The 24,379-nt window shown below is 44.1% G+C and carries 25 protein-coding genes; 9 read left to right on the plus strand and 16 right to left on the minus strand.

Annotation, left to right across the window (positions count from 1 at the left end):
- The first annotated feature begins 11 nt into the window (after positions 1–11).
- Positions 12–668 carry a uracil-DNA glycosylase gene (gene ung, locus NLG07_RS05475; protein WP_254856685.1) on the plus strand — a complete coding sequence of 219 codons (657 nt, stop codon included), beginning with the start codon at positions 12–14 and terminating at the stop codon, positions 666–668.
- 18 nt (positions 669–686) lie between these two features.
- Here the strand turns inward: ung and NLG07_RS05480 are convergent, their stop codons facing one another.
- The 3 genes from NLG07_RS05480 to tal all read right to left on the minus strand — a co-directional run bounded on the left by NLG07_RS05480 (position 687) and on the right by tal (position 3,722).
- The gene (locus tag NLG07_RS05480) at positions 687–866 is read right to left on the minus strand and encodes a DUF3545 family protein (RefSeq protein ID WP_254856817.1); all 180 of its coding nucleotides are present in this window, start codon (positions 864–866) and stop codon (positions 687–689) included.
- A gap of 289 nt (positions 867–1,155) precedes the next feature.
- The gene (gene pgi / locus NLG07_RS05485) at positions 1,156–2,769 is read right to left on the minus strand and encodes a glucose-6-phosphate isomerase (RefSeq protein WP_254856686.1); all 1,614 of its coding nucleotides are present in this window, start codon (positions 2,767–2,769) and stop codon (positions 1,156–1,158) included.
- Positions 2,770–2,771: 2 nt separating this feature from the next.
- Positions 2,772–3,722 (minus strand): transaldolase, encoded by a 951-nt coding sequence (gene tal / locus NLG07_RS05490; RefSeq protein WP_254856687.1) that lies wholly within the window; start codon positions 3,720–3,722, stop codon positions 2,772–2,774.
- Positions 3,723–3,953: 231 nt separating this feature from the next.
- Here tal and yaaA point away from each other — a divergent pair, with 231 nt between their 5' ends.
- Positions 3,954–4,724, plus strand: a complete 771-nt coding sequence (yaaA, locus tag NLG07_RS05495; RefSeq protein ID WP_254856688.1) for a peroxide stress protein YaaA — start codon at positions 3,954–3,956, stop codon at positions 4,722–4,724.
- A gap of 299 nt (positions 4,725–5,023) precedes the next feature.
- Here the strand turns inward: yaaA and NLG07_RS05500 are convergent, their stop codons facing one another.
- The 5 genes from NLG07_RS05500 to NLG07_RS05520 all read right to left on the minus strand — a co-directional run bounded on the left by NLG07_RS05500 (position 5,024) and on the right by NLG07_RS05520 (position 7,856).
- Entirely contained in the window at positions 5,024–5,230 is a 207-nt protein-coding gene (locus NLG07_RS05500; RefSeq protein ID WP_254856689.1) for a hypothetical protein, read from the minus strand.
- Positions 5,231–5,310: 80 nt separating this feature from the next.
- A complete protein-coding gene (locus tag NLG07_RS05505) occupies positions 5,311–5,730 on the minus strand; it encodes a DUF4426 domain-containing protein (protein WP_254856690.1) in 420 nt (139 codons plus the stop codon).
- A gap of 38 nt (positions 5,731–5,768) precedes the next feature.
- Positions 5,769–6,311, minus strand: coding sequence for a YggT family protein (locus NLG07_RS05510; RefSeq protein ID WP_254856691.1), 543 nt, complete (start codon positions 6,309–6,311; stop codon positions 5,769–5,771).
- A gap of 8 nt (positions 6,312–6,319) precedes the next feature.
- Positions 6,320–7,141 carry a pyrroline-5-carboxylate reductase gene (gene proC / locus NLG07_RS05515; protein ID WP_254856692.1) on the minus strand — a complete coding sequence of 274 codons (822 nt, stop codon included), beginning with the start codon at positions 7,139–7,141 and terminating at the stop codon, positions 6,320–6,322.
- A gap of 13 nt (positions 7,142–7,154) precedes the next feature.
- Positions 7,155–7,856: a YggS family pyridoxal phosphate-dependent enzyme gene (locus NLG07_RS05520; RefSeq protein ID WP_254856693.1), complete on the minus strand. Its 702-nt coding sequence runs from the start codon at positions 7,854–7,856 to the stop codon at positions 7,155–7,157.
- A 25-nt stretch (positions 7,857–7,881) separates the two neighbouring features.
- On the opposite strand from NLG07_RS05520, the gene NLG07_RS05525 reads away from it, so the two are divergent.
- Positions 7,882–8,925, plus strand: coding sequence for a type IV pilus twitching motility protein PilT (locus tag NLG07_RS05525; RefSeq protein WP_254856694.1), 1,044 nt, complete (start codon positions 7,882–7,884; stop codon positions 8,923–8,925).
- Positions 8,926–9,033: 108 nt separating this feature from the next.
- Entirely contained in the window at positions 9,034–9,345 is a 312-nt protein-coding gene (locus tag NLG07_RS05530) for a DUF2007 domain-containing protein (RefSeq protein ID WP_254856695.1), read from the plus strand.
- An 11-nt stretch (positions 9,346–9,356) separates the two neighbouring features.
- Here NLG07_RS05530 and ruvX read toward each other — a convergent pair whose 3' ends face one another.
- From ruvX to NLG07_RS05550, 4 genes are read right to left on the minus strand one after another with little or no spacing between them, the layout of a single operon-like run.
- Positions 9,357–9,776, minus strand: coding sequence for a Holliday junction resolvase RuvX (gene ruvX / locus NLG07_RS05535; protein ID WP_254856696.1), 420 nt, complete (start codon positions 9,774–9,776; stop codon positions 9,357–9,359).
- Positions 9,773–10,327, minus strand: coding sequence for a YqgE/AlgH family protein (locus NLG07_RS05540; protein ID WP_254856697.1), 555 nt, complete (start codon positions 10,325–10,327; stop codon positions 9,773–9,775). The genes ruvX and NLG07_RS05540 overlap by 4 nt, the downstream gene beginning before the upstream one ends.
- A gap of 14 nt (positions 10,328–10,341) precedes the next feature.
- Positions 10,342–11,289, minus strand: coding sequence for a glutathione synthase (gene gshB, locus NLG07_RS05545; RefSeq protein WP_254856698.1), 948 nt, complete (start codon positions 11,287–11,289; stop codon positions 10,342–10,344).
- Positions 11,286–12,017, minus strand: coding sequence for a 16S rRNA (uracil(1498)-N(3))-methyltransferase (locus NLG07_RS05550; protein WP_254856699.1), 732 nt, complete (start codon positions 12,015–12,017; stop codon positions 11,286–11,288). Before NLG07_RS05550 ends, gshB begins: the two co-directional genes overlap by 4 nt.
- Before the next feature lie 371 nt (positions 12,018–12,388).
- Between NLG07_RS05550 and NLG07_RS05555 the strand changes: the two genes are divergently transcribed.
- The gene (locus NLG07_RS05555) at positions 12,389–13,204 is read left to right on the plus strand and encodes a mechanosensitive ion channel family protein (RefSeq protein WP_254856818.1); all 816 of its coding nucleotides are present in this window, start codon (positions 12,389–12,391) and stop codon (positions 13,202–13,204) included.
- A 9-nt stretch (positions 13,205–13,213) separates the two neighbouring features.
- Here NLG07_RS05555 and NLG07_RS05560 read toward each other — a convergent pair whose 3' ends face one another.
- A complete protein-coding gene (locus NLG07_RS05560) occupies positions 13,214–14,014 on the minus strand; it encodes a M48 family metallopeptidase (protein WP_254856700.1) in 801 nt (266 codons plus the stop codon).
- A 72-nt stretch (positions 14,015–14,086) separates the two neighbouring features.
- Positions 14,087–15,232, minus strand: coding sequence for a methionine adenosyltransferase (gene metK / locus NLG07_RS05565; RefSeq protein ID WP_254856701.1), 1,146 nt, complete (start codon positions 15,230–15,232; stop codon positions 14,087–14,089).
- A gap of 299 nt (positions 15,233–15,531) precedes the next feature.
- On the opposite strand from metK, the gene tkt reads away from it, so the two are divergent.
- The 4 genes from tkt (at position 15,532) to NLG07_RS05585 (ending at position 20,747) form a co-directional block, all read left to right on the plus strand.
- Positions 15,532–17,523: a transketolase gene (tkt, locus tag NLG07_RS05570; RefSeq protein WP_254856702.1), complete on the plus strand. Its 1,992-nt coding sequence runs from the start codon at positions 15,532–15,534 to the stop codon at positions 17,521–17,523.
- Between the two features lie 5 nt (positions 17,524–17,528).
- A complete protein-coding gene (gene epd, locus NLG07_RS05575) occupies positions 17,529–18,554 on the plus strand; it encodes an erythrose-4-phosphate dehydrogenase (RefSeq protein WP_254856703.1) in 1,026 nt (341 codons plus the stop codon).
- 10 nt (positions 18,555–18,564) lie between these two features.
- Positions 18,565–19,728: a phosphoglycerate kinase gene (locus NLG07_RS05580; protein ID WP_254856704.1), complete on the plus strand. Its 1,164-nt coding sequence runs from the start codon at positions 18,565–18,567 to the stop codon at positions 19,726–19,728.
- Between the two features lie 122 nt (positions 19,729–19,850).
- Positions 19,851–20,747, plus strand: a complete 897-nt coding sequence (locus tag NLG07_RS05585) for a fructose bisphosphate aldolase (protein ID WP_254856706.1) — start codon at positions 19,851–19,853, stop codon at positions 20,745–20,747.
- Here the strand turns inward: NLG07_RS05585 and ppx are convergent.
- Together ppx and ppk1 are read right to left on the minus strand one after the other, a co-directional pair.
- Positions 20,744–22,270, minus strand: a complete 1,527-nt coding sequence (gene ppx / locus NLG07_RS05590; protein WP_254856707.1) for an exopolyphosphatase — start codon at positions 22,268–22,270, stop codon at positions 20,744–20,746. The genes NLG07_RS05585 and ppx overlap by 4 nt on opposite strands.
- A 2-nt stretch (positions 22,271–22,272) precedes the next feature.
- Positions 22,273–24,375 (minus strand): polyphosphate kinase 1, encoded by a 2,103-nt coding sequence (gene ppk1 / locus NLG07_RS05595; RefSeq protein WP_254856708.1) that lies wholly within the window; start codon positions 24,373–24,375, stop codon positions 22,273–22,275.
- Positions 24,376–24,379 lie beyond the last annotated feature (4 nt).

The following is a 24,379-nucleotide window of genomic DNA, read 5'->3' on the forward strand; positions in this document are numbered from 1 at the left end:
AAGAAGGTCTTATGACACCCAGCTGGTCGGCTTTTTTAGATACCCAGCAAGGATTGCCATATTACAAGGAGTTACAACAGGCATTGGCTCAGCGTCGCGCCTCCGGTGAAATAGTGTATCCACCGGAGAGTGACGTGTTGAAAGCGTTCAAGATGTCCGAGCTTTCCGACACTAAAGTGGTTATCCTTGGCCAAGACCCTTATCATGGGCCGCATCAAGCACATGGCTTGGCGTTTTCGGTTGCCAGAGATATCAATATTCCTCCCTCGTTACGCAATATTTTCAAAGAACTCGAACACGAATTTTCCGATTATCAAATACCCATGCATGGCGACTTGACGCGTTGGGCAGAGCAAGGAGTCTTATTACTTAATACGGTATTGACGGTCGCTGAAGGTGAACCAAATTCACATAGTGGGTTAGGGTGGCAGAATTTTACGCATGCTGCAGTGAGGTATGTGAGTGATTATGTCGATAATGTTGTATTCATGCTATGGGGAGCCCATGCACAAAAACTGTCCATACTGATTGACAACCGCAAACACTGTGTGTTGAAAGCACCGCATCCTAGTCCATTGTCGGCACATCGCGGGTTTTTTGGGTGCCGCCATTTTATCATGGCGAACCAATGGCTCACCAAAAAGGGTAAGCCCGTAATCGAGTGGTGAGATCACTACTTACTGTGATTATTCTTCTTCGTCTAAATCAAAGTTAAAATCATACTTATCAAGCTCTCTTTCAAGTTCGAGTTTAGCTTTTAAGGCTTCAATTTCTCGCCATTTGCGTTTGGTGCGTTTACTGCGACGACGAGAGGGAGGGGAATCGCTATCGATGGTGTATTGTTCTTCCAGTACACTGGTATCCATGTGTAATGCTTCCCTATCAAAATAATGCTGTCTATCCATTTGTATCTGCTCCAAAGAAGAAACCATAAGGCATATCAATTACCTGTAGGTTAAATTAATCCCTGTATGTGACAGATTCATTACGCGCGTGTGAAATTACTTACATAATTTGATTATATAGTGAACAAGCATGAATGGTAGGAAAATAATTTAGAATATTTTGTACTATTGATTACTATCAATAGAATTAAAAAAACCGTGTGAGATAAGTGCACACGGTCTTTTATTTGGCCTCAATCAAGGTTTTGCATTAGGATTGTGCATTGCGATAGCGATTGACTAAGTCTTGTGTAGAGCTATCAAGCTGAGCATTTGAGGCACCTTGCAGTGCGTCCAACACTTGATTACCTAATACTTTGCCCAGTTCAACACCCCATTGGTCGAAGCTGTTTAAGCCCCATATAGCACCTTGTACAAACACTTTATGTTCATATAAAGCGACCAGCGAGCCAAGATTAAAGGGTGATAATTCATCACACAATAAGGTGTTGGACGGTTTGTTGCCAGGCATGACTTTGTGAGCCGCAATGACTTCGCGATCGGGCATGTCCCCAGGTAAATCAGCGTAACATTCATCGAATGTTTTCCCCTGCATCAACGCTTGCGCCTGACCAAAACAATTAGCAGCCAGCATAGCGTGATGGGTTGCGTCTTGATCCGGAACTCTTAATGGGAAAATAAAATCGACCGGCAACAGAGTTTCACTTTGATGGATGAGTTGATGAAATGAGTGTTGCCCGTTGGTTCCCTCAGAACCAAAAATGATTGGACCTGTTGCGTAACCAAGTTCTGATCCATCAAGCGCATTACGCTTACCGTTACTTTCCATATCCAACTGCTGAACATAAGCTGGGAAGCCACGTAAATAATGATAGTAAGGCAGTAACACATGGCTTTGCGCATCATTAAAATTGCGATACCAAATCCCCAAAAGAGCAAGTAATACAGGCATATTTTGTTCAAGAGGCGCAGTCTTGAAGTGTGTATCCATCGCAAAGGCACCCTCAAGTAACTGCTTAAAATGAGTAAAACCAATTGCCAGCGCAATTGGTAAACCTATCGCAGACCATAGCGAATAGCGCCCACCAACCCAGTCATTCATTGGAAACACCATATCTGGCGACATTCCAAATTCTACTGCTGCAGGCACGTTAGAAGACACCGCAGCGAAGTGCTTGGCAATGGCTTGTTGAGGTGCGCCAGACCCTAGAAACCACGATTTTGCGGTTAAAGTATTTTGCAGGGTTTCTTGAGTGCTAAATGATTTTGACGACATTAATACAAACGTCGTTTCGGGATTGCACTGTGCTAAGACGTCTTGTATGTGACAGCCATCAACATTTGCCACAAAATGCACCTTAAAGACGTCGTGCTGATAAGGCTTGAGTGCTTCAGTCATGATTTTGGGACCTAAAAAAGAACCGCCAATCCCGATGCTAACCACATCAGTGATGGGCTTATCCGTGTACCCAAGGTGTGTTCGATCAATCATCGTGTCGCAAAACGCTTCCATTTTGCTTAAAGTTGCCATGACCTCTGGTATCACATCGTGACCGTCTACCAATACAGGTTCACCAGAAAAATTACGCAAAGCAGTGTGCAAAACCGCGCGGCCTTCAGTACTATTGATGGTCTCGCCGCCGAACATGGCGTCGCGTTTGGCTTCTACTTGTGACTCTTGTGCGAGCTTCACAAGGGCTGTGAAAACCTCTTGATTAATTCGGTTTTTGGCAAAATCCAAGTGCCAACCTGCCGCATCTAACTGATAGGTTTGAGTGCGTAGAGGATCGTTGGCAAACATTTCTCGCATATGCGGCAATGATTGACTCGCTAACTCCTTTAGTTTATCCCAAGCTGACAACATAGTTAAAGTTTCTCCGCCAACAGTTGCTCAAGTTTGATTTGGTCTTTGGTAAAGTTGCGAATGCCTTCGGCGAGTTTTTCGGTGGCCATCGCATCTTGATTCATATCCCAACGGAACTCGGCTTCTGTTAGTGCATTGGGCGCTGCTTGCGTTGCGCCGTTATCAACAAGTTTGACGTCCAACTCAGAGTCGGTATTGGCAAGTTCTTCTAATAATGCTGGCGCGATAGTCAAACGGTCACAACCTGCCAATTCAAGTATTTCACTGGTATTACGGAAACTGGCACCCATGACAACAGTTGGGTAGCCGTGGTCTTTGTAATAGTTGTAGATATTGGTTACTGAGATGACGCCTGGATCATTGGCACCGGTAAAATCTCCTTCGCTGTTGGCTTTGTACCAATCCAAAATGCGACCGACAAAGGGAGAGATCAAAAAGACACCCGCTTCCGCACAAGCTCTTGCTTGAGCAAATGAGAAAAGGAGTGTCAGATTACAGTTGATACCTTCTTTTTCCAATTGCTCAGCCGCTTTGATACCTTCCCAAGTGGACGCAATCTTAATTAAGATGCGGTCCTTGCTTATCCCTTCTTCTTCATACAAAGCGATCAATTTATGCGCTTTTGCGACGGTTGCTTCCGTGCTAAAAGACAGACGCGCATCCACTTCCGTGGAGATGCGTCCGGGGATGACGCCGACAATTTCTTTGCCGATCAATACTGCAAGTTTGTCTGCAGCATCAATAACTTGTTGGTCAGCATCGTTTGATTGTGCTTTTGCCCATGCAATCGAGGACTCTATCATTGAGGCATATTCAGGAATACCTGCTGCTTTCAATAACAATGATGGATTGGTGGTCGCATCGACTGGAGAATATTTTTTGATTGCTTCAATGTCACCGGTATCAGCAACAACAGTGGTAACGTTTTTCAATGCGGAGAGTAAATCAGCCATGGTAATCCTTAAAATCGATTAGCTTGATAGAATTTATCCTTTAGAATAAATCAATATGATGTTCCATAATCGAAAACGTCGATTAAGACGTAATACGATTATAGAGGAATTCAATATGCACAAGATTATCAATTTTTTTATCAAAAAACCATCTAAGCCAAAGCAAGTTTGTAAGTATTCAGATGACTGCTACTTGTATGGTAAACTAGCTCCGACCAATAAGGAGTGAATATGTTAGTTCTGTTATCCCCAGCTAAAAATTTAGATTATAAAACACCGGTTCCCGTAGCAGAGTACTCGCAGTTATCTTTGCGTGATGACACACAAGCTTTGGCGCAAGTCTGTAAAACCCTGACTCCGGCTGATTTATCTAAGTTGATGGGGATAAGCGATAAGCTCGCGATTCTCAATGCCGAGCGCTTTAATGATTTTGCCATGCCATTTGCTCCCGAAAATGCGCGTCAAGCTATGTATGCGTTTAACGGTGATGTGTACACAGGACTCGATGCGTATTCGTTGAGTGAGGAAGATGTTGCTTTTGCTCAGTCTCATTTGCGGATCCTATCGGGTTTGTACGGTGTGTTGAGACCACTTGATTTGATGCAACCGTATCGCCTGGAGATGGGCACATCTTTGGCTACCGAGCGCGGTAAAAACCTCTACGAATTCTGGGGCAACAAAATTACCGATGAGCTAAATGCAATGGGTTCAGAGGTTGTGGTCAATTTGGCTTCTAACGAGTATTTTAGCGCGGTCAAAACTAAAGAATTAGCGGGTCGTTTGATCACCCCAGTGTTCAAAGATGAAAAAAATGACAAAGTCAAAATCATCAGTTTCTACGCCAAAAAAGCACGTGGTCTGATGGCGCGTTGGATCATTGAACATCGCATCACAGACGTTGAATCATTATCGGGTTTTGATGTGGCGGGCTATCGTTTTGCACCAGAGCAAAGTGACGACACAACGTTAACATTTATCCGTTTGGAAAAGGACCGAGCGTAGTTTGGCGCTATGAGAGCATTTCCAGTAATGTGTTGTGTCAATGCACAAATAAAAAGGTACTATATTTTATCCTCTGTCAGCCTTTTTCGTTTTGATATAAAAATGATTAAGAACAACGATGAGTATTCCCACACTAACAACCAATATGACTTCTTCAAAGGTATTGAGTTTTAGTAGGTGAGAAATGAGCAGACTTGCTAATAAGCCCAAAAAAAATACCATCCATTTATTCATTTTAATTTCTTTTCCTGTTTAAAAATATATGGCCAGAAAGTTATCTACCATAAATGAGATAATACTTAATATAATAGGTTAAACTGTTCTCGATTGTTCAAAAAATATTGGTTGCTTGCAGAATGGTCTTGTTCCGAGAACGCAATGACATGGTTTTTAAAGCTATCAATTGAAACATCCAAAACTTTACCTGCCCCATAGCCTACTAAAAAACTGAGTAAAGCATTGCCGCCCGCGACAGTCTGAGTTTCTGTATTTGACAAAATTTTCATTGTTTTAACTATTGGTTCGTTTAAGGGAAAACAATCATATCTAAAGTTGAAATAAAAAGAACCTGTGAGAAAGTTCAGTTTTAATCAACATACATCTGTTGTTGAAACTCTAGCACTTCTGTTTGGCCACGGTCATTAATAGTAACCTTGAACCGATATGTTTCGCGGTCGCGGTAGGCGAGGGGAGCAAGGTAATAGACCGCATCGCCATCGACGACGCGTTTAAATTTGAGTTCCTTGCTGGTACCTATAAGGTTTCGAGCAGTGCCTTCAACATCTGGCATCTGCGCTTCTTTGGTGTCTTTATCTAAGACTGAGATATTCACCACGGCATTGAACTTAGAACGGACCAAACCATTGGCTTTGGCAATTTCGGGTGTCAAAAACGTAGAAGGGAACACAATGTAGTGAACATCCCAAGGGCCCAAAGTTTGTTTGATTTCAGCGTGTGCCGACAAACAAAATAACCCAATCAGTAAGAAGCTAAACAGTTTACGCATATCAACACCCCAGTAATTTTTAACAATGCACCGAATCTTTAAAATGCACCAATGTATTGTGATAGTAACAACTTCACAAATTGTAATGCGATAATAGCAACCAAAACGGACAAATCTAATCCGCCAATCGGTGGTATTATTTTACGAATAGGGCGTAAAAACGGTTCAGTGAGTTGCGCGATGACCAGTTCAATCGGGTTCTGTCCTTGTGATACCCAACTCAATAATGCACGAATAATTAACATCCAAAACATCAAGTTGAATACTTCCTTAACCACTTCAATGAAGCCAACAATGACTAAGCTTACAGGGTCAATAGACAATCCTCGCACCAACGCGACTATCACAAATATTTTCAAGCAGGCGATGAGTAACGCAAAAACAAACGTCGCTGTATCGAATTTACCTATTGCAGGGATAAAACGGCGTAGCGGTCCGACAACGGGTTGAGTCATCTTAACCACAAATTGAGAAAATGGATTATAAAAATCCGCACGCACCAGCTGTAACCATAAACGTAAAATCACGACCATCAAATACAGGCCAAATAGGGTTTCAACTAAAAAATGAGAAGCAGTCATGAGGTTCCTTAAATCAATGTTTGCATTTCTTCAGCGCGGTCAACTGCCGCTTGCATTGCATTACCTACGATAGCAGTTAGCCCAGCATTTTGAAAGGACTCGATCGCCTTGGCCGTTGTGCCACCTTTGGACGTGACGTTCGCTCGCAGTTCACTAAAAGGCGTATCGGCATGTTGCAGTAACATTTGACCCGCACCGGCCAGTGTTTGTGCCACGAGTAATTTGGCATCGTCTTTGGAGAAACCTAAGCTCTCAGCTTTTGCCTGCATGGCTTCTGCAAACAAGAAAAGATAGGCTGGTGCAGACCCCGCAGCAGCGATAACCGAATTGATCATTGCTTCGTCTCGTACCCACAAAGTTTCGCCGACTTGATTGAGACAGTATTCGGCCAAATCACACAACACCTTATCTGTATTCACATTGGCATACAATCCGGTCATCCCCATGCCCACACTCGATGGCGTATTCGGCATGGTTCTCACAATATCACACGATGTCCCGAGCATTTCTTGAATACGCGCAACAGTAACGCCAGCGGCGATGGAAATATACTTTTTGGACTGTCTAGATGACACAGGTAAAGCGTTTATGACGTCACTTAACATCTGCGGCTTGACCGCCAAGACGATGTAATCGGCAAATGTCATTGCGTCATGATTATCGGTACTGACGTTAATCCCCAACTGGTCTTTTAGCCTGATTAATTTTGCCTCAGAGCGATTGGTGAGTAATATTTTATCAGGACTGTAACCTGCTTTAACCATACCAGTGACGATGGCACTGGTCATATTGCCTGCGCCAATAAAGGCAATGTTGGCATGAATTGTCATTGAGGTTCCTTAATTATTTTGTTTTAGGGGTGCGTGCACCAAAAATATCAGTACCGACTCTTACCATGGTCGAACCATGTGCTATAGCAGGTGCTAAATCAGCGCTCATTCCAACCGATAAGGTATCCATACTAGGGTACTTTTGTTTCAGTTGGTCAAACAGAGAATGTAAGTTTGACAATGTTTGCGCCTGCTCAATTGGGTCAGGTTGTGCTTTTGGTATGGCCATCAAGCCACGCAATAATAAGCGAGGTTGGGTCTGGATGAAATCCGCTAAAGGTGCAATGTCATCAGACAAAACACCTGACTTGGTTGGCTCGTTATCAATATTGACTTGGATGCAGACGTTTAACGGTGGCAAATTCTCGGGCCGTTGTTCATTGAGTCTGCGAGCGATTTTTTGACGATCAATAGTGTGACACCATGCAAATTCTTTACTTATTAATGCACTCTTATTTGACTGAATTGGACCGATAAAATGCCACGTTAGGTCAGATAAATGTTGCAAGGATTGCACTTTATCAACGCCCTCTTGTACATAGTTTTCCCCAAAATGGCGCTGACCTGCTTCATACGCAAGTTCGATATCAGATACCGGTTTGGTTTTGCTGACGGCTAATAATTGAATAGTGGCAGGGTCGCGTTGTGCTGCCTCTGCGGCCTCAATAATGCGCTGCTGAATCTGGTCTAACTTTGCTGCAATGTGGTTAGTCATAATTTAATAGAATATAAGGTTATTTATGGATATTACCGAATTACTTGCCTTTAGTGTTAAGAATAACGCATCGGACCTGCATTTGTCAGCAGGGCAGCCTCCAATGAACCGCGTCGATGGTGAAATGCGTCGCCTCAATGTGCCCGCTCTTGACCATAAAGTGGTACAGGCTCTTATTTACGAGGTAATGAATGACCAGCAACGCTGCGAATTCGAAGAAAATTTCGAAGTTGATTTCTCCTTTGAAGTCAAAGGATTAGCTCGTTTTAGGGTCAATGTATTTGGTCAAAACCGAGGTTGTGCCGCCGTTTTACGAACCATACCGAGTAAAGTCTTAACTCTGGATGAAATCGGTGCACCAAATATTTTTAGAGATATTATTGACCAACCGACAGGAATTGTTTTGGTCACAGGAGCAACAGGCTCAGGTAAATCCACCACCCTTGCGGCGATGATCGATCACATTAATACCCACAAGCGCGAGCATATATTGACCATTGAAGATCCGATTGAATTTGTGCATGACAACAAACTATGTTTGATCAATCAGCGCGAAGTGCATCGTGATACCAAATCGTTTTCTAACGCATTGCGTTCAGCATTACGTGAAGATCCAGATGTGATTTTGGTTGGTGAGTTACGTGACCTAGAAACGATTCGCTTGGCCATATCCGCAGCAGAAACTGGGCATCTTGTGTTTGGCACCTTGCACACCAACTCCGCACCCAAAACCATAGATAGAATTATTGATGTATTTCCGGCAGAAGAAAAATCGATGGTGCGCTCTATGCTTTCGGAAAGTTTACGCGCGGTGATTTCACAAAACCTGTTAAAACGCCAAGGGGGAGGCAGGGTTGCTGCACACGAAATCATGCTAGGCGTACCTGCGATCCGCAATTTGATTCGCGAAGATAAAGTACCGCAGATGTACTCAGTCATGCAAACGGGGCAAGGACATGGTATGCAAACGATGGCTCAATGTGTACAGCGTCTTGTGGCACAAGGTTTAGTCTCCTCGACTGATGCTCAGGAAGTCTTTTCAGACGGTAAAAATTCAGTGAATTTCTAGGAGGCACCATGCGGATTCACCTAACGACTTGCGTTTGATGATAAAACTTGAAGAAACCTCGCCTACTGGGTTAGGCTCTCTATCAAATGTTTTGTTTGATATGGATTAATGCAAAAATTTTACGCTTCTTTTGACCCGATAGCGGTGCATCAAGTCATGCAAATGTTGCAAGACGCTGGTATTCCGGTCTTACTTAAAAACGACTTTATTCAAGGTGCCATTGGTGAAATCCCTGCGGTAGATAACGACATCGAGGTGTGGTTGGTCGATGATGAATGGCGCTCCCGCGCCGATGCCTTACTCGCGCAGTGGGAGGCCGACCGAGATGTTCAAGGATATGCGTGGGTGTGTACAGAGTGCGGCGAGGACAATGAGGCAGAGTTTGGCGTGTGTTGGTCCTGTCAAGCTTCTAGGCCATAGACGAAACTCCGCTATTCAGGCATACCTTGCTCAAGCCAATTTTCAAAAATCACACAGGCTGATACGCTATCTACTTTACCTTTGGATAGTTTTTTATACCCGCCCAATTCAAACAAGCGCGCTTTTGCATCCGTAGTGGTCAGTCGTTCATCAATCATAGTGACTTGAGTGCGGCATTGATTAGCCAGGCGATTGCCAAATTTTCGAGCGCGTAACGTCATCTCTTGCTCAGTGCCATCCATATTATATGGGATCCCTACAATACACCGCTCTGGCAGCCATTCACGATGCAGTGCTTTGACTTGTTCCCAATCAGGTATACCGTCTCTTGCTGGAATCGCTTCGAGCGGTTGAGCGGTTTCGGTAACGAGTTGCCCGACAGCGACACCGATACTTTTGGTGCCAAAGTCAAAGCACAAATAGGTACTCATGCATGACCTGCGCTTTCAGATAGTTGCCAAGGTTCAATTCCTAGAGCTTTTACTGCACTTTCCCAACGCAGATGCAAAGGCGTGTCAAAAACCAACTCTCGCGAAGCGGGAATAGTGAGCCAGGCATTATCTTGAATTTCTTGGTCGAGTTGCTCAGGACTCCAGCCGGCATAACCAAGTGCGATAATTTGTCGCTCTGGTCCTAAGTCGTTGCCCAATGCCCCTAAAATATCTTTGGATGTTGTGACCATAAAGTCATCACATAGCTGCAAACTACTTTCCCAACAGTGTTGTGGGGAATGTAAGATAAACCCGCGTTCTGGGGAAACTGGCCCGCCCTTGACGATGATTTGATCTTTTTTGGTCTCATCGACCTGAGCGTCGGGTACGGCTTGTGCTAATAGTTCTTCTAAGCGCATATTGATTGGAATATTGATCACAATGCCCATTGCCCCCTCTGTATTGTGCTCGCAGACATAGATCACACTGCGTTTAAAATACGCATCGGTGAGACTCGGCATCGCAATTAACAGATGATTAGCAAAAGACATATCTACTCCTTATATTAATTACATCGAGCTTCAATTGCCGCAAAAAGTTTTGCGCAGATATTGATATCATAGGTTGCTTCCAGTTCGCGCACACAGGTTGGTGAGGTAATATTAATTTCGGTTACGCGATCACCAATGACATCTAAGCCAACAAACAAGATATTATGCGCTTTTAACATCGGCGCAATTGTTTCTGCTAGTGCTCGGTCTGAGTCACTAATAGGCTGTGGTCGTCCCACGCCACCGGCAGCTAAATTACCTCTGGTCTCTGTCCCTTGCGGTAAACGAGCTAGACAATAAGGCATGACTTCACCATCGACAATCAATACGCGTTTATCACCGTCTTTAATTGCCGGCAGATAACGCTGAAACATCGCTAATCGAGACCCATTTTCAGTGAGCGTTTCAATCACAACACCTAAGTTATTGGCGTCGTCTTTGATGCGAAATATACCGACGCCGCCCATACCATCTAGTGGTTTGCAGATGATATCTTTGTGTTCAGCGTGAAACGCTTTAATTTGCTCTTTGTCACGGGTGACAAGGGTTGGAGGAATCAGTTCTGGAAAATAGGAAGTAAAGAGCTTTTCATTAAAATTGCGTAAGGCTTGGCTGTGATTGACGACTAATACGCCATGCGCTTCGGCCAGTGCAAAAATCTGAGTAGTAAAGACAAATTGGTCATCCACCGGTGGATCTTTGCGCATCAAAATTGCATCAAATTCGGTGAGTGCCATTTTGTTTGCTTCACTTAACGAGTAATAATTCTCTGCACCATCGGTCAGTTTTAGAATACAGGCTTGTGCATAAGGTTGACCTTGCAGGATGGATAAGTCCTTTTGTTCTGCATAATACAAGGTATGACCACGGCGAATTGCTTCTAAGCCCAAAGCAAAAGAGGTGTCTTTATAGGGGGTAATGTTGGCGATAGGATCCATTACCATTAAAATATTCAGACTCATAACAAATCTCCAAATTGTGCCTGAAGCACAGATAATACGGTAAGCGCAGCGGTTTCAGTACGTAAAACCCTAGGTCCCATTTTGATATGGGTAAAACCAGCTTCACCTGCTTGATAAATTTCAGCATCACTTAATCCGCCTTCGGGGCCAATCAGAATTCTGGCACCTTGACTGCGAATGGGCAGTGCCGGCAGAGCTTGCTCCGCATCAGGATGCAACAATAACCGTACTTGCTGTGTTGGTTGTTTTAACCATTGAGCTAGAGTGATGGGTGGATGTAAGGTCGGCAACTGGTTGCGTCCCGACTGCTCACAGGCACTGGCGATGATTTTGAGCCATTGTTGAGATTTCTTCTCCCATCGTTCCGTATTCAGTTTGACATTACAGCGCTCAGTGATGATGGGGGTAATGTCAGTGACGCCAAGTTCGGTTGCTTTTTGCAAAACGAAGTCCATGCGGTCGCCTTTGGCGATGCCTTGGCCCAAATGCAATGACAAAGGAGACTCGCAACTTAATGCAAGTTTAGCATTAACTAAGACTTCAACACTGCGTTTTTGGACAACGACTAACTCTCCAGCATATTCGTTGCCATCACCATTAAATAGGACCACAGGCTCGCCTTCTCGTAACCGTAAAACATTATGAATATAATGGGCTGTTTCGGCGGGCAATTGACAAGTCGAATCAACACTTAACGTGTCAGGGACAAAAAAACGAGATATTCTCATAAATGCAAGATGCCATTAATTTTTGTGTAATGATACCTAACCCATGCCCAGTAAAATAGTACTGTATTTAATTTTTTGTGCGGTAACGTTGGACTTTTTGACTCAGGGATTTATCAGTTGATGAAAAACTCGTGACTGGAGGGGATTATGTGTGTTTTGCCAGCATGAGGTGAAAATTTTTCTAAGTTTTTCATAAGTCCTTATTTGCATAATAACTTTTTCAGTCTATTGTATGAAATAGAATACCTCTAACATGTAAGGGATAAGGACAAGTGTTACATTCCACCCAAAATTTTATTCAAGACGCATCGTCAGAATCAGAAACGGCTACAACTGATGTCAGCGAACAAATAGCATCTGCAACAGACGTTGTGGCAAATTTCAATGTGCAAAATTTCGTAGATACTTATGCTTTGCCCTGGGGCATTAATATTGTTTTAGCGATTATAATTTATATTATTGGTAAAATGGTCGTGGGTATTTTGGTCAATGTATTTGGCAAAATCATGGCCAAATCCAAATATGACGATATGTTAGTGGACTTTTTGAAGTCGATTGTTAAAGCGGTACTCATGCTGTTTGTGATTGTTGCGTCTTTGGATCAGTTAGGCGTAGATACGACTTCATTGGTGGCGATTTTAGGTGCTGCTGGTTTGGCTATCGGTTTATCGTTACAAGGTTCACTGCAAAATTTTGCAGCAGGTGTCATGTTATTAGTGTTCCGTCCGTTCAAATCGGGTGATTTTGTCGATGCCGGTGGCGTTGCCGGTTCCGTTGTGAGTATTGGGATTTTCTCCACCATTATGAATACGCCAGATAACAAAGAAATCATTGTGCCAAACGGAGCGATTTACGGCGGTAACATCACTAACTTCTCCGCCAAACCGACTCGTCGAGTGGATATGACATTCGGTATCGGTTATGACGATGATTTGAAAAAAGCCAAAGCGGTGCTTGAAGAAATGCTCAATGCTGACGAGCGAGTCTTAAAAGACCCCAAATATACTGTGGCCGTTGCGTCGTTAGGTGACAGTTCGGTCAATATTGTCGTTCGTCCATGGGTCAAATCCAGCGATTATTGGGGCTTGCAATTTGATTTTACAGAGGCAGTCAAACTGCGCTTTGATCAAGAGGGCATCAGCATCCCGTATCCGCAAATGGATGTGCATCTAAACAAATCAGAATAATAACTGCAACTAGCAGTTATTATTTTTAATTTGTCCAGCATATTGCTTTATCACTTTAGGGATTGCATTGTGTAAATCCCTAATTCTAGTCTCTGCACTTGGATGGGTCGAAAGTAGCTCGGGAGGCACTTTTTGGCCGTCTTTGGCCGCGATCATATTTTGCCATAGTTCCACTGCAGCATAAGGGTTATAGCCAGCTTGCACCATTAATTCTAAGCCAATTAAATCTGCCTCTGATTCATGCGTGCGAGAGTAGGGAAGATTCACACCAACTTGCGTCCCTAAGCCGAGAATACTCATGTAAGTTTGTTGTTCCGCAACACTCACTTCATTGGCTTCCATGGCCACTTGAGTACCCAGTAAAAACGCTTGTGTCCCTAGTTGAATGGAGGCGCGTTCTGAGGCGTGTTGTGCAATAACGTGGCCGATTTCATGGCCAATGATCGCAGCAAGTTGGTCGGGAGTTTGCGCAACATTTAAGATCCCTGTATACACTCCAATTTTGCCACCTGGCACCGCAAAAGCATTAATTTGTTCATCATCAAATACAACTACTTCCCAGTTTTGTGTAGAGTATTTTGCATCGACAACAGGCGTGAGAGAATCTACCACACACTGAACCAGTTGGTTAGTAGCAGGGTTAGTGCTAGTGGGTACTTTTTGTTTTAATGCGGTGAACGCTGCAACCCCCTGCTTATCTAAAGTATTCCCAAATAAATTGAGTTGCGAACGACCAGTTGGAGAGGTTGTGCACCCAGTTATCAGGTATAAAGATAAAACGACACAAGAGATAGAGGCTAATAACCGCATAAATCATCCTTTAACTTATGAATGGAAATTGTTTCTCTTGTATCGTCTGTTATTTGCGTAGATTAAGCAAGTTTATAATACGCTTTTCAGTAAATCCGCTTTATCGGTCTTTTCCCAAGGATACGCTTCATTACCAAAGTGTCCGTAAGCCGCAGTTGGCAAGTAGATAGGACGTTCTAAATCAAGCATTTCAATCAGACCATACGGACGCAAATCAAAATGTTCACGCACCAACTGTGTGATAACGTCATCAGCTACCTTACCGGTCCCAAATGTATCGACGCTAATTGACGTTGGTTCCACCACGCCGATGGCGTAAGAAACTTGGATTTCACATTTATCAGCAAGACCGGCTGCAACAATGTTCTTAGCCACGTATCGTCCAGCATAAGCCGCACTGCGGTCGACTTTGGAAGGATCTTTCCCAGAGAACGCACCACCACCGTGACGCGCCATACCCCCGTAGGTATCGACGATAATTTTGCGTCCAGTCAAACCGCAATCGCCCATTGGGCCACCGATCACAAAACGGCCAGTAGGATTAATATGAAACAGAGTATCAGGTTTAATCCATTCAGCAGGTAGAATCGGCTTGATGATTTCTTCCATTACGGCTTCGCGTAAGTCAGCTGTAGTGATTGAATCACAATGTTGAGTCGATAAAACCACAGCATTAATGCCAACAGGTTTACCGTCTTCATAGGCCAAAGTGACTTGTGATTTGGCATCAGGGCGTAACCATGGTAGCTGTCCAGACTTGCGAACCTCAGCTTGGCGTTTAACCAATTTGTGTGAATACATGATCGCAGCTGGCATCAATTCAGGCGTTTCATTACAAGCAAAACCGAACATAAGCCCTTGGTCGCCTGCACCTTGTTCTGCTCGCTCACCACGGTCGACACCTTGGTTAATATCGGATGACTGTTTACCAATTGCGTTTAACACCGCACATGAGTCTGCATCAAAGCCCATTTCAGAGTTGACGTAGCCGATGTCGCGGACGGTATCTCGAGCGATTTTTTCAATATCGACCCAAGCGTGAGTATTAATTTCACCTCCGACTAAGACCATCCCGGTTTTGACAAATGTCTCGCAGGCAACACGTGCAGTAGGATCTTCTGCAAGGATCGCATCTAATACCGCATCAGAGATTTGATCGGCAATCTTATCCGGATGGCCTTCTGAAACAGATTCTGACGTAAATAAATGTTGTGCCATGATTTGGACTACACCTTAATAAAGTTAAAATTTTATAGTTATGCTTATAAACCAATCTAGTTTAACAGTTTTTCCATCTAGACGTCTATATGTCTATTTGTATTACTTTTATACGCGTCATCCTTCTCTTCAGTTCATACTCTTTAATATATTGGTCTGAAAAGTAAGCTTTTTTCCTCTGACCACTCGAATAGACGTTGCACTTGTGCAAAGGGTAAGGGAAAATGCATGCAATTTTTGAAAGATTAAGTTCAACTTTAGTCAATCGACCAGATGCAACACCTCAGGAGTGATATTTAATGTCTTCACCGCAACAACTCGCCAATGCAATCCGTGCTTTGAGTATGGACGCCGTTCAACAAGCCAACTCAGGTCACCCCGGTGCTCCGATGGGTATGGCGGATATTGCACAAGTCTTATGGTGTGATTTTTTATCCCATAATCCTGCAGACCCAGCTTGGACGAATCGCGATCGCTTTATCTTATCCAATGGCCACGGTTCGATGTTGCTCTATTCCTTATTGCATTTGTCTGGATATGCTTTGCCGATTGAAGAATTAAAAAACTTCCGTCAATTGCACTCTAAAACCCCAGGGCACCCAGAATATGGCTACGCTCCAGGTGTCGAAACAACCACTGGGCCACTAGGACAAGGAATTACCAATGCGGTAGGCATGGCGATTGCTGAGAAAACCCTAGCGGCGCAATTTAACCGTCCAGAATATAGTATTGTTGACCATTACACTTATGCGTTTTTAGGTGATGGCTGTTTGATGGAAGGAATTTCTCACGAAGCTTGCTCACTAGCAGGTACCCTAGGTCTTGGTAAGCTTATCGCGTTTTGGGATGACAACGGTATCTCAATCGATGGTGAGGTGGAAGGCTGGTTCTCCGATGACACCGTTAAGCGTTTTGAATCTTATGGTTGGCAAGTCATTGCGGATGTTGATGGTCATGATCCGGCACAAGTTGCAAGTGCAATCAGAACGGCACAAGCTGAAAGCCAAAAACCAACTCTTATCTGTTGCAAAACCATCATTGGTTTTGGTGCACCAAACAAAGAAGGTACTGAATCTTGTCATGGCGCGCCGCTCGGTGCAGAAGAAATCGCAGCCGCGCGTGCTAAGCTAGGATGGGAGCATGATGCGTTTGTCGTACCTGATGAGATTTATGCTGGCTGGGATGGCAAAGTTAAAGGCGCCAAAGCGCAACAAGCATGGGAAGAGCTCTTTGCTGCCTATGCTGAAACCTATCCTGCACTAGCCGTTGAATACAATAGACGAATGAATAATGTCTTGCCGGATAACTGGGCTAAAGCGTCACAGCAATACATTGAAGAATTACAAGCAAACCCAGCTAATGTAGCAACCCGAAAAGCATCACAAAATGCCCTAAATGCCTATGGTCCGTTATTGCCTGAATTGTTAGGTGGTTCAGCCGATCTAGCCGGATCAAATTTGACTTTATGGTCTGGCTCTAAGGGTCTTACGGCCGATGATGCATCGGGTAACTACGTCTACTACGGTGTACGTGAATTTGGTATGTCAGCGATGATGAACGGCATTGCTTTGCACGGCGGTTTTAAAGCGTATGGCGCGACCTTCTTGATGTTTATGGAATACGCTCGTAACGCGGTTCGCATGGCGGCATTAATGAAACAACCGGTGATCTTTGTTTACACACATGACTCAATTGGTCTTGGTGAAGATGGACCAACACACCAACCGGTCGAGCAGCTTGTGGCATTGCGTTCTACTCCGAATCTAGACAACTGGCGTCCATGTGACCAAGTCGAAAGTGCCGTCGCTTGGCAGGCCGCAATTGAAAGAACAGATGGCCCAACAACACTGATCTTTACTCGTCAAGGTTGTGCACAGCAGCCGCGTTCTGCAGAGCAAGTCAAAGCGATTCGTCGCGGGGGGTATGTCTTGAAAGATTGCTCTGGTACACCTGAGATCATTTTGATCGCAACGGGTTCTGAAGTGGAACTCGCTACAGATGCCGCGGCACAATTAACTGAACAAGGCAAAGCTGTGCGGGTTGTTTCAATGCCATCAACTGATGTATTCGATGCTCAATCAGCTGAATATAAAGAATCGGTATTACCTGCAGCAGTAACCAAACGTGTTGCTGTTGAAGCTTTAGCCAAAGATAGCTGGTACAAATACGTTGGTCTGAACGGTGCAATCATCGGGATGGACACATTTGGCGAATCAGCCCCGGCAGGCGAATTATTCAAACACTTTGGCATTACAGTGGATGCAGTTGTAGCCGCCGCCAATAATTTGTAATTCTAATGCTTAAAGTCGCAATAAATGGGTTTGGCCGGATCGGGCGCAATATATTACGCGCCCTATACGAATCTGGCCGTCACCAAGCCATCAAGGTTGTTGCGATAAACGATGTTGCTGCGCCTGAGGGCATGGCGCATCTGTTACAATACGATACTGCGCACGGTCGTTTTGGGCTTCCTGTGCGCCTTGATACGACTCATTCCCCTGTATTATACGTAGGTACTGATGCAATAGCATTACTGCAAGAATCCCAAATATCTGCTTGTCCTTGGGGCGAGCTCGGTGTGGATGTTGTGTTAGAATGCACTGGTCTTTACGGTGAAGCTAGACACGCCAAGATGCACATACATCAAGGCGCTAAACGTGTATTGCTGTCAGAACCGGGATCACCCGACGTAGACAACACTATTATTTACGGCATTAACCACGATACTTTGTGTGTGGATGATGTGGTCGTATCGAATGGCTCTTGTACGACCAACTGTATTGTCCCCATTATCCAAGCATTGGATGAGGCGTTCGGTGTAGAAAGTGGTACCGTAACGACTATTCACTCATCAATGCATGACCAACAAGTCATTGATGCCTATCATCCTGATTTGCGCCGTACCAGAGCCGCGAGTCAATCCATCATTCCAGTTGATACGCGTCTCGCACAGGGGATTGAACGGATATTACCGAAGTTTGCGGGCAAATTTGAAGCGATTGCTGTGCGGGTTCCGACGATCAATGTCACCGCAATGGACCTGTCCGTTACGGTGGCTCAAGATGTAACGATTGCGCAGGTAAATCAAGTTTTTCAACAGGCCAAAATTGGCAAATTAGCCGGCATTCTCGACTATACAGAAGCCCCGCTTGTGTCGGTTGACTTTAATCATGACCCACACTCTTGTATCGTCGATGGCACACAAACTCGTGTCAGTCACGGCAAACTGATCAAAACCTTAGTCTGGTGTGACAACGAATGGGGGTTTGCTAACCGTATGTTGGATACGGCATTTTCTCTTTATCAATTTACCCAAAAGTGAAGGAAGTAACATGACTATCAAAGCGATGTCAGAATTGGATTTACAAGGCAAACGCGTCTTAATTCGTCAAGATCTTAACGTGCCCGTAAAAGACGGCGTAATTACCTCAGACGCGCGTTTACGCGCATCTCTACCTACGTTGAAACAAGCTTTAGAGGCCGGCGCAGCAGTATTAGTCATGTCCCATTTGGGACGACCCACTGAGGGAGAGTTTGCCAGCGAGTTTTCAATGCAACCTGTAGCGGATTATTTAACTGAAGCTTTAGGTCAATCAGTGAGTTTGCTAGCGGACTTAGATGCAGCAAGTGTTGCACCAGGTCAAGTCGCATTACTCGAAAATGTGCGCTTTAACCAAGGCGAAAAGAAAGACTCTGATGAGTTAGCTAAGCGTTATGCTGCGTTATGTGACGTATTTGTAATGGATGCATTCGGTACTGCACACCGCGCTCAAGCATCGACTCACGGCGTGGCCAAATTTGCTCCAGAAGTCTGTGCCGGACCACTGTTAAAAGCTGAACTGGATGCACTGGGTAAAGCATTAGATAACCCTGCGCGTCCATTGGTTGCCATTGTAGGTGGCTCGAAAGTATCCACTAAGTTAACGGTACTCGACAGTCTTGCAGGCAAAGTTGATCAACTTATTGTCGGTGGCGGTATTGCTAATACCTTTATTGCTGCAGAGGGAAACAATGTGGGGAAATCATTGTATGAAGCTGATCTCGTTGCCGAAGCACAACGCCTACAAGCCCAAGCAAATGCGGCGGGTGGCAAAATCCCAGTACCATCAGATGTGGTGACTGGACAAGCGTTTAGCGCCGATACGTTAGCTGAAACCAAGTCGGTATCAGAGGTCGCTGATTCGGATATGATCTTTGATATTGGTCCTGATACGGCTAATGAGTTATGTGAAATTTTGAAAAATGCCGGTACGATAGTTTGGAATGGTCCGGTTGGTGTTTTTGAACTTGCCCCTTTTGCTTCGGGTACCAAAGCGATAGCCGAAGCGATTGCAGAAAGTGATGCATTTAGTATCGCTGGTGGTGGTGATACCCTGGCTGCAGTAGATATGTTTGGCATTGCTGAAAAAGTGTCCTATATTTCTACTGGAGGCGGTGCGTTTTTAGAATTTCTAGAAGGTAAAACACTCCCGGCAGTAGCCATCTTAGACCGATAAGAATTGCTTTAAACAAACCGCTTCCACTTATCACAAAAATAATAATAAAAAACAGTGAAATGGAAGCGAATCTGTAACCCTACACCTCTTCACAAAAGAGGCCTACATCGGAGGTAGACGTTATGTCTTCAGTCCAATCTACTATGCTAGAGAAAGTACGCTCTGGCCGTGGTTTTATTGCAGCCCTTGATCAAAGTGGCGGCTCAACCCCTAAAGCTCTTGCTCTGTATGGTGTCGAAGCAGATGCCTACAGCAATGACGATGAAATGTTCACAAGAGTGCATGAAATGCGCACTCGTATTATCACCGATGCGTCTTTCAACGGTGAAAGAGTACTTGGGGCGATTTTATTTGAAAACACCCTAGACCGTGAAATCAGTGCCAAATCTTCTGCTAATTATCTCTGGGAAGAAAAAGGCGTTGTGCCTTTTTTGAAGGTTGATAAAGGTCTTGAAGAGGAAGCCAATGGCGTGCAATTAATGAAGCCAATGCCTGAATTGGACGCGTTACTTGCCAAAGCCAATGCGCAAAATGTCTTTGGCACCAAGATGCGCTCTGTGATCAAGTCAGCAAACGCTGATGGTATCAACGCAGTTGTTGCTCAACAGTTTAGTGTTGGCAAACAGATCATAGCTGCTGGTTTAGTCCCGATCATTGAACCTGAAGTGGACATCAATAGTGCGACCAAATCTGAATGTGAAGCGTTATTACAAGACGCGTTGATTGCGCAACTGGATAACTTAAACTCGGACCAACTTGTGATGTTGAAGCTCACCTTGCCTGAGACAGATGGTTTCTACCAAGCATGTGTTGACCATCCAAATGTGGTAAAGGTTGTCGCATTGTCTGGCGGGTATTCACGTGATGAAGCCAATGCGCGCTTGTCTCGTAACCCAGGCATGATCGCGAGTTTCTCTCGTGCGTTGACACAAGGCTTGAGTGCGCAACAAAGTGATGCCGAGTTCAACCAAACGTTAGACGCCGCAATTGCAGCGATCTATCAAGCATCGATTGCTTAAGATAGTTTTAAGTCTATGTTGATAAGGCGCAGCCAATGCGCCTCTCTATCAAGATCTGCACTGAATACAGGTTTATTTTTGAGCCAGCTTTTGGCAAACTTTAATTCGATGCGATTGCCCTCACACTTAATCTTATAGTTAGGCAATATACCGTCTTGTCTTTTTTGGTTTAATAACACACTCAGTCGCAAAAGTGTCAGCATTCGAATGACTTCATCAGAACTGTATTGCTCAAACGCGGGAAACAGCTCCAACTTAATTTTTTTGCGACAAGCCTTGACTAAAAGAGCGAGTAAGCCTTGCTCCTCTAGATTGAATCCGGGTAAATCAGAATGTTCAATAATGTACGCCGAATGACGATGATAGCCTCTTGAATTGATTGCAATGCCTGTCTCGTGTAATAAACACGCAAATCCGAGCATGTTTTTGAGCGCTTCACGGCGGCACAACCAATCGTGAGGTACTTGGCTTAACATATAATGGGTACTTTGCATGACCCGTTTGGCTTGTGCAACATCAACGGCATAGCGTTCGGTCAAAGCTTGTATAGTGCGTTCTCGAGTTTGTGACTGCCACAAATCAGATTGCATTTCATACATGACGCCTTCGCGTAACGCTGAACTTGCGAAACGCATCGACGTAATCGAAAAACTCTTAAATATCCCGATGAGAATAGCCAAACCAGCCGCATAGACAGATGCACGATCAGCGTTTGCATCACCCAAACTCAGCTGCTCATAATGGCCAGCTTGAATTGCCTCATCGCGCAGACGTTTCAGATCGATTAACGTAATTTTGGCAAATTCAGACTCTTGTTGAGAGGTGATTTGCAGCAAAATGTTTTTGATGGTACCCGAGGTGCCTATACAGGTGTCCCAACCTATGTAGGAATAATGGTTTACAATCAGACTCAGGGTTTGTCTCGCCGCAGTAATCGCTTGCTTAAATCGGGTTTTATTGATTTTCCCATCAGGAAAAAAACGTTTGTTAAAGGACACACAGCCCATTTGCGTACTACGACATACTAAAGGTTGAAAACCATTACCAATGATGAATTCTGTTGACCCTCCACCGATGTCGATGACAAAACGTCTGCCCTCATCGTGTTCAGTATGCGCCACACCTGAATAAATTAAGCGAGCTTCTTCAATGCCAGAAATCACTTCTATAGGGTAAGGTAATATACGCTTGGCTCGCGAGATAAACTCGTGTGTGTTACGCGCTTTGCGCAAGGTATACGTGGCCACAATACGCACTTGTTCAGGCTTGAACCCTTGCAGACTTTCGCGCATGACTTTAAGGCCATCTAGGCCTCGTTCAATCGCTTCTTGAGACAAAAAGCCCTCATCATCTAACCCATCAGCCAGATGGACGCGTTGTTTGATGCGATGCACAATTTGCAAAGAGCCTGACACGATGCGTGTGATAACAAGATGAAAGCTGTTCGAGCCCAAATCTAAGGCAGCAATGTGTGGATACTGCGCTTCGTTGAGCTCTTGGACAATGTCTTCAGGTAACGCCAAGGTTAATCTGCCGTCTGAATATTTTCTTGATAATACGGTAATTCTTCTAGCGCTTGCAAGTACTTGTAAGTCTCGAGTTGTGATTGTAACAAACGGCGATTCCCGCGTTTTACATAGGCATTGGTTTGTTCAGCGTCAATCACACGCGCTTTTAGCGTATCTCTAAAATGCAATTCAATCATATCCGTAATTTGCTGGCGTAGGCGCTCTGAGTAAATAGGGCAACCGACTTCGATGCGTTTTTCCAAATTACGAGTCATCCAGTCCGCAGAAGATATGAATACTTTTTTATCCCCGCCGCCTTCAAAAATCATTACTCGAGGATGTTCTAAAAAGCGGTCGACGATACTGATAACAGAAATGTTTTCGCTTAAACCGGGCACCCCTGGGCGCAATGCACACATACCACGAATGATCATTCTAATTTTGACACCCGCTTGAGACGCGCGGTACAAGTCATCAATTAACTCATAATCGACCAAGTTATTGATTTTTAATGTAATACCAGAGGGTAATCCTTGATTTAAATTTTGAATTTCTTGACGGATTAGGGACTGAATTTTGGTTCGCGTATTAATCGGAGAAACTTGCAAGTGTTGGAATTTCACATTGCGATACGGGTTGATAATAAAATCAAATACCTGCAAAGCCTCTTGGGCTAAGTCTTGGTTTTTGGTAAACAACGCATAATCGGTGTAAATTTTGGCGGTTTTTTCGTTGAAGTTACCTGTGCCAAAGTGTGCATAGTGCTGTTTAACCCCTCGCTCTTCGCGTGAAACTACACATAACTTGGAGTGGATCTTGATGTTGGGGTTACCGAACACCACTTTAATGCCGGCATCCTTCATTCGTTTAGACCATTCAATATTGGCTTCTTCATCAAAGCGAGCCCGAAGTTCTACGACAACCGTTACATTTTTGCCATTATCTACGGCATCAATCAAGGAGTTAATGACTCGAGATTGTGAAGCAAGTCGATATACATTGATATAAATGTGAGTCACTTTGCGATCAAATGCCGCCTGGCGTAAGAATTCGGTAAAGTGTAAAAAGCGATGATATGGGTAATACAAAAGCACATCATGATGGGTAATAGCATCAAAAACAGTATCAAAGTTGTTGAACTGTTGTGAGCTTATTGCTGGGAGTTTTGGGTGCTCTAGATATTGACGTCCGACATTTGGAAAACCAATAAAATCTCGGAAATTTCGATAATACCCAGCTTCTTGTAAGGTGTCCGATGATTTGATTTTGAGACGCTTTGCCAAATCTAGAATCATATACTCTGGCATGTTGAAGTCGTGTATGACTCGTACAGGCTCAGCGATCAGACGCTGCTTCATACTTTCCGACATTTTTTCAACATAACTTTCGTCGATTTCATCATTAATTGAGTATTCAGCGTCTCGGGTCAATTTGAATGAATAGGCTTCGATTTCGTCAAATGGCACAAAGCCTTTGAAAATCGTAGGCATCGACATTTTGACAATATCATCGAGTAAAATAATGCGTTTTTCTTTTTTGCTTTTAGTCGAAGGCAGCAAAATAAACCGAGATATTTCCTCGGTTGGCACTTGCACAACGGCGTATTTTGTTGCGCGTTCGGCTCTTTTCAACGCGACATAAAAATACAATGCATTGCCATTTAAACGTTGTGATAAGTCAACTTTGTTATGAACTAAGATAGGAGCGATGTGACGTAAAATCTTGTTAAAAAATAGAGACTCTATCCACTCGCGATGGAACGCCGATATCGTTTCGGTCTTCTCAAGGTGAATGTTGTAACGTTCTAAAGTGCGAATGATATCTTTATGAATTTTGTCAAATTGACGCGAGTACTTAAGCACTCGTGCTTGTACTTGCTCTAACAGTGCTCTTTTTTCTTCGGCCTCAACGCATAAGTCTTTCGATTCTGCAATCGAAATAGAGCGCTTTAACTCGGCTACACGAACACGGAAGAATTCGTCTAAGTTATTTGAATATATGCCTAGAAAACGCAAACGCTCAACAACTGGGTTGTTGGTATCTGAAGCTTCTTGCAGAACTCTCTCGTTAAATGCGAGCCAACTAAGTTCTTTTGGGTAATACATTGATAGATTGTCCATGACT

Origin of the sequence: Alteromonas sp. LMIT006 (assembly GCF_024300645.1) — a bacterium.
Taxonomy (GTDB): Bacteria; Pseudomonadota; Gammaproteobacteria; order Enterobacterales; family Alteromonadaceae; genus Opacimonas; species Opacimonas immobilis.